This is a genomic window from Brevibacterium picturae (genome assembly GCF_030453725.1).
GTDB classification, from domain to species: Bacteria; Actinomycetota; Actinomycetes; order Actinomycetales; family Brevibacteriaceae; genus Brevibacterium; species Brevibacterium sandarakinum_A.
The window spans coordinates 1-5660 of record NZ_JAKDJU010000182.1 but is presented as its reverse complement, the minus strand read 5'-3'; the positions used below and the strand labels follow the sequence as shown (position 1 = coordinate 5660).

Here is a 5660-nt window from a genome sequence, read left to right as displayed (position 1 = left end):
GACTCCAGCCGGTCTGACTCCAGCCGGTCTGACTCCAGTTGAGCTGGGACAGGTACCTGCCACCACCTCGGCGCGCTGATACTACAGTGGTGACCAGGCGTCGAGAGTGGAGATCCGGCGTCGAGAGTGCTGACGTTGCGTCCCATGGCGCGGGATGAGCCGTTGACAGGTCGGAAGGGAGTAGGTCGTGGACGTTCAGGAAGCAGTTTTTCTCGCGCTCGACCTCACCGGCACCTTCGTCTTCGCGGTCTCGGGAGTCCTCCTGGCCGCCCGCCGAGGCTTCGACATCACCGGCGGTCTGGTTCTCGGTCTGATGACGGGCATCGGCGGGGGAATGATCCGCGACGTCCTCCTCGACCGGGTTCCCAACGCGCTCGGTCAGCCGATCTACCTGGCTCCGCCGCTCATTGCCACACTGCTCATCTATCTCATCGGCAAGCACGTCTCGCGTGCGCGCATCTGGATCGTGACCTTCGATGCGATCGGGCTCGCCATCTTCAGCGTCACCGGGACGACGATCGCCCTCGGCGCGGAGGCGAACTACCCGGCGGCGCTGCTCATGGGCGCGCTCACTGCCTGCGGCGGCGGGCTCATGCGCGATGCGGTGGCCAGCGAGGACCCGGCGATCTTCATCGGCACCGATCTCTACCTCATTCCTGCCCTCTTCGGAGCCGGGCTGACGATCCTCGCCGAGGTGACAGGACTTCTGGGCGGAGTGGTCTCGTTGGTCATCGCGGCCGCTGCCTTCGGCTTCCGTATGCTCGCCTGGAAGCTGCAGTGGCGGGTGCCGCAGCCGATGCGGCAGTGGTCCTATCGGGATACCGGCCGCCGGATGAAGAAGCTGCCCTCGGTGTTCCGGAAGCCTGACTGAGGGCAAATGCGCGTCGAAACATAGACGGTCACCTCCCTGCCTGCAAAGATGAAGATATGAGCACAGAGCCGCAGACGCAGTGGACCGACGACCCGGCACCTCTTTTGGCGGCAGGCAGCGGTTTCCGCCTCGACGCCGTCAGCCCACGCTCGACCCCCGGCTATGGCGGCAACAAGAAGTCCGGGCGCAAGGACCTCAAGGCCTGCATCCCGGAACTCGGTGAACTTCAGGAACGGCTGTTCGCCGCCCACCATGACGAGAAGTCCGGGCCGGCGGTTCTCCTCGTGCTCCAGGCAATGGACACTGCCGGCAAAGGGGGAATCGTGCGCCACGTCGTCGGCGCGGTCGATCCCCAGGGCGTCGAACTCGCCGCGTTCAAGGCACCGACCAAAGAAGAACTCGCCCACGATTTCCTGTGGCGCATACGTTCGCGTGTGCCTGGCCCAGGAATGATCGGTGTCTTCGACCGCTCCCACTACGAAGATGTGCTCATCGGCAAGGTCCGCGCGCTCGCCGATGACGAGGAGATCGAGCGTCGGTTCGATGCCATCAATGACTTCGAAGCCGAACTCGCCGAGGCGGGTGTGCGCATCATCAAGGTCATGCTCCACATTTCCCCGGACGAGCAGAAGGACCGGCTCATGGAGCGTTTGGACCGACCGGACAAGCACTGGAAGTACAACCCTGGTGACGTCGACGAACGTCTTCTATGGCCCGACTACATGCAGGCCTACCAAACGGCGATCGAGCGCACCTCGACCGAGACGGCACCCTGGTACGTCGTGCCCGCCGACCGAAAATGGTACGCACGATTGGCGGTCCAGCGGCTCCTGTTGGATGCACTCAGGGACATCGACCCGCAGTGGCCGGACGCAGACTTCGACATCGACGTCGAACGGGAACGGTTGGCCGAGAGCTGAGCCACCGCCTCGGCGACGGTGATGCTCAGCTGCGGCGGGCCATGATCAGTCTGCGCTGGCCGCATGAGGCTCAATCGCGGCGGATGCTGAAGTCGACCTTGGTCGGGTGCTCGACGGTGCGGGAGACTGTGCAGTACTTGTCATGGGAGAGGCCGACGAGTTTCTCGATCTGAGAATCCGCACGCTGGCCGTCCTTGTCGTCGGGGAAGGCCAGGTCGAAGTCGAGATGGACGTTGTCGACTCGTGAAGCACCGTCCTCGTCGATCTTGTCGGCTGTGGCCGTGACGTCGAAGCGCGTCGGCTCGGTGCGCCTGCTGGTCACGGTGTCGACGTCGATCGACGAGCAGCCGGCGACCGCTGCCAACAGCAGCTCGACCGGAGTCATCAGGCCTTCGCCCCGGCCGAATTCGATGCTCGCCCCACCCGGTGCCGTGGCGCGGTAGTGGTTCTCGGCGATTCTGGTCAGTTCGATGTTGCGTGTGTCTTCGCTCATGGACTCATGATGTCAGTTATTGCGCCCTGGTGCCGAGAAGTCGACGTCTGCGGCCTCCAGAACCTGAGCGACTCGTCCTGGTCCCGATTCGAAGCTCCAGTAGAGATTCGTATGGGAGACCACCTGCTCGGGTGGTGGTGCTCCCCACTCGCTGAGGTCCTCCGTGGTGTGAGCGTCGGAGACGAGGGTGAAGTTGTAACCTCGGGCGAATCCGCCGTGGATCGTCGACCTCACGCAGGCGTCGGACTGGGCACCGGTGACGACGAGATGGCCGATGCCCTACCTCGGCGGGATGCCAGGATGCGGCCATGACTCCGGTCTGGACATCGATGACGATGAGGGCGGTGTTCGCGCGTTCGGCGGCGAGCGGCTGGCCGTCGGCGGACAGGGCGCCGGGGATGCTCCGAGAGTTGCCGGGTGCGCTGGGCGAATCGGCGGGATTGTCGGCAGTGGATGTGCTCTGGGACATCTGATCCTCCTTGATCACTTCAATGGTGACCCTATGTGGGGGCGCATTCAAGGGAATCGGTCACGAAAATGGTGTGAGCGCCTCGGCGACGTCGGGTCCACGCTTCGGTATTGCGGCCTCGATCGGGGAATGGTGGTGCCAGAATGGGCGGGTGAGTGATCGTGATGACGAGGCGGCAGTGAGTCCGGAGCCTCCCCGCAGATTCGGGGTGCTGCGCAGCTGGAAGACTGCCCCCTACCTGGTGGGGTCGGGCATGGCGATGATGGGCGACAACATCGAACACGTCATCACCTATTGGGTGCTGTGGCAGGAATTCGAGTCCCCGGCCCTCGTCGGATTCCAACTCATCAGCCATTGGCTGCCGTTCCTGATGCTGTCCGTGTACGCGGGGTCCCTGGCCGAGCGCTTCGACTGTCGGCGGCTGATCCAGATCGGCCAGGTCATGTTCATGTTCGTGTCCCTGTGCTGGGGCATATTGTTCCTCACCGACTCGCTCCAGCTCTGGCAGGCCTGCGTGCTGCTCGTCATCCACGGCCTGGCCGGCTGTCTGTGGGGGCCGGCCGAGCAGATGATGCTCCACGACTTCGTTGAGCGTGAGGAACTGCCGAGCGCTGTGCGGATGAATGCGACCTTCCGCAGCCTCGGCATCCTGTTCGGGCCTGTCGTCGGTTCGGCACTTCTGCTCGCCTTCGGCCCGACCTGGGGCATCTTCATCAACATCGTCTTCTACCTGCCGCTGACGATCTTCCTCATGCGCACACCCTTCACCGGTCACACCCGCAGCGGCGGCGCACGCACGGCCAGGACCACCCTGGTGCGCTCGCTCAAGGTCCTCGCCGAGGTTCGTCACAACAGGTCGATCATCGGCATGCTGCTGCTGGCCGCACTCGCCTCGATCACGATCGGCGCGGTGCTCCAGACCGCGATGCCGGTCTTCGGCGACATCCTCACCGGTCCCGGCGGTGACAGCGACTTCACCTATGGGCTGCTGCTCTTCGCCCTCGGCGCCGGAGGTGTGCTGGGCGGATTCTTCCTCGAAGCCACCGGGTGGGTCAGACCGACGCCGGCGGCCGCCGCGGTCGCTGCGGCCGGACTGGGAGCGAGCTCTGTCGTCTTCGCCTTCACTTCGCACCTGTGGCTGGCGCTGAGCGTGCTCGTCCTCGCCGGCGTCTGCAAGATCACCGCCGAGTCCACGGAGATGGCGATCATCCAGCTCGAAGCACCCACCGGGATCCGTGGCCGAGTCATCGGCTCCTATGCGACGTTCGGCCCCGGAATGCAGACCTTCTCCGGTGTGACGGTCGGCGTGCTCGGCACGATCGCGACGATCCCGCAGGCCGTGACGATCGGCGGCTCGGTCCTGGCCCTCGGCGCGATCGGGATCGGAGTGTATGTGCTGGCGGGGCGGGGGCGCGGCGTCGGGTGAGCGGTCAGGATCTGTCCTCGGCCGGAGACGACGCGCCAGCTGAACGACTGAGGCGTACTGAGCCACCTTCCGGTGGCTGGGCAACCCCAGGAAGGGTTGCCCAGCGACCGGAAGGTTGCCGGTCGTAAGGCTTAGAGCCGCCCGCTCACGTGACGGCGCCGCGGACCTGATGCTGAGGGGAGTCCCAGATGCGGTTGTCGAGGATGTCGCGCAGAGCCTCGACGGTGTCCCAGACGTCTGTGAAGCCGATGTAGAGCGGAGTCAGCCCGAAGCGCAGTACCGATGGTTCACGGTAGTCGCCGATGATGCCGCGTTCGATGAGCGCGCTCATGACCGCAAAACCCTCCGGGTGGGTGATCGAGACCTGCGAGCCACGGTGGGCATGTTCGCGCGGGGTGACGACCTCGACCGGGTGATCGGACAGGCGTGTCTCGACGAGGTCGATGAACAGGTCGGACAGTGCGAGGGACTTCTGCCGAACTGCGGCCATATCGGCCCTGTTGGAGATGTCGAGGCCCAGCTCGGCCACTGACATCGAAACGATGCCCTGCGTGCCTGTCAGGTAGCGGCGGATGCCCTCTGCCGGCGCATAATCCGGCGACATTTCGAAGGGCTTCGCGTGGCTCCACCAGCCCGACAGTGGTTGCGAGAAGCCGTTCTGCAGCTCCTCGGAGACCCAGATGAAGGCAGGCGAGCCGGGCCCGCCGTTGAGGAACTTGTAGGTGCAGCCGATCGCCATGTCCGCACCCGATCCGGCCAGATCGATTTCGAGCGCGCCGGCCGAATGGCACAGGTCCCAGATCACCATGGCTCCTCCGGCATGGATCGCCGAGGTGGTTGTTTCCATGTCGAAGAGCCGACCGGTGCGGTAGTTCACGTGGGTGAGCACGACAAGGGCCACCTCGGCGGTCATCGTGTTCGGGAATCCGGCGGTCACCTCTTCGTCGTCGACGAGGCGAACTTCGTAGCCGTCGTCCAATTGCTCCGCCAGCCCGTGGAGCATGTAGATGTCGGAGGGGAAGTTCTCCCGTTGGGTGAGGATGATCCGACGCTCCGGTGCTGCTGCGGACTGCATCTTCAGCGCCGCCGAGGCGGCCTTGAACAGGTTGATCGAGGTGGTGTCCGTGACGACGGTGCTGCCGGTCTCACCGCCGACGATGCCCGCGACCTTCTCACCCAGCTTCGCCGGCAGGTCGAACCATCCGGCGGTGTTCCACGAGCGGATGAGGCCGGTGCCCCACTCGTCGGCGATGACCTCCTGAGCGCGCTCTGCTGCACCTTTGGTCCGTGCGCCGAGTGAGTTTCCGTCGAGATAGATCGTCTCCGGCGGGAGGATGAACTCGTCCCTGAAGGCACGCAGGTCATCGTCGCGGTCGAGTCGTTCGCAGGCTGAACGATCGAGTGTGGCGCTGAGTTCGGGAATCGTCATGGCTCACCTTCATCGGGTTGGTTGGGGCGGTTCAGGTCGGTGGGCGGCGTCG

General features: G+C 64.9%; 7 protein-coding genes. 4 read left to right on the top strand and 3 right to left on the bottom strand.

Annotation, left to right across the window (positions count from 1 at the left end; all coding sequences use genetic code 11):
* The first annotated feature begins 187 nt into the window (after positions 1-187).
* Together L0G76_RS13585 and L0G76_RS13580 are read left to right on the top strand one after the other, a co-directional pair.
* On the top strand, positions 188-871 hold the full coding sequence (locus tag L0G76_RS13585) for a trimeric intracellular cation channel family protein (RefSeq protein WP_304357707.1): 684 nt from the start codon (positions 188-190) through the stop codon (positions 869-871).
* A 56-nt stretch (positions 872-927) separates the two neighbouring features.
* Entirely contained in the window at positions 928-1791 is an 864-nt protein-coding gene (locus tag L0G76_RS13580) for a PPK2 family polyphosphate kinase (protein ID WP_304357706.1), read from the top strand.
* Positions 1792-1861: 70 nt separating this feature from the next.
* Here the strand turns inward: L0G76_RS13580 and L0G76_RS13575 are convergent, their stop codons facing one another.
* Positions 1862-2284: an OsmC family protein gene (locus tag L0G76_RS13575; RefSeq protein WP_304357705.1), complete on the bottom strand. Its 423-nt coding sequence runs from the start codon at positions 2282-2284 to the stop codon at positions 1862-1864.
* A gap of 12 nt (positions 2285-2296) precedes the next feature.
* Positions 2297-2518, bottom strand: a complete 222-nt coding sequence (locus tag L0G76_RS13570; protein ID WP_369696187.1) for a cysteine hydrolase family protein — start codon at positions 2516-2518, stop codon at positions 2297-2299.
* Between the two features lie 74 nt (positions 2519-2592).
* Here L0G76_RS13570 and L0G76_RS13565 point away from each other — a divergent pair, with 74 nt between their 5' ends.
* Complete coding sequence (locus L0G76_RS13565; RefSeq protein ID WP_304357704.1) at positions 2593-2757, top strand: hypothetical protein; 165 nt, start codon at positions 2593-2595, stop codon at positions 2755-2757.
* A gap of 147 nt (positions 2758-2904) precedes the next feature.
* The gene (locus tag L0G76_RS13560) at positions 2905-4179 is read left to right on the top strand and encodes an MFS transporter (protein WP_304357703.1); all 1275 of its coding nucleotides are present in this window, start codon (positions 2905-2907) and stop codon (positions 4177-4179) included.
* Positions 4180-4324: 145 nt separating this feature from the next.
* Here L0G76_RS13560 and kynU read toward each other — a convergent pair whose 3' ends face one another.
* Complete coding sequence (gene kynU / locus L0G76_RS13555) at positions 4325-5608, bottom strand: kynureninase (RefSeq protein ID WP_304357702.1); 1284 nt, start codon at positions 5606-5608, stop codon at positions 4325-4327.
* Between the last annotated feature and the right edge of the window lie 52 nt (positions 5609-5660).

Coding starts and splice junctions, on each gene's coding strand:
- kynU (WP_304357702.1), bottom strand. CDS start 5,608: ATGACGATTCCCGAACTCAGCGCCACACTCGATCGTTCAGCCTGCGAA.
- L0G76_RS13580 (WP_304357706.1), top strand. CDS start 928: ATGAGCACAGAGCCGCAGACGCAGTGGACCGACGACCCGGCACCTCTT.
- L0G76_RS13565 (WP_304357704.1), top strand. CDS start 2,593: ATGACTCCGGTCTGGACATCGATGACGATGAGGGCGGTGTTCGCGCGT.
- L0G76_RS13575 (WP_304357705.1), bottom strand. CDS start 2,284: ATGAGCGAAGACACACGCAACATCGAACTGACCAGAATCGCCGAGAAC.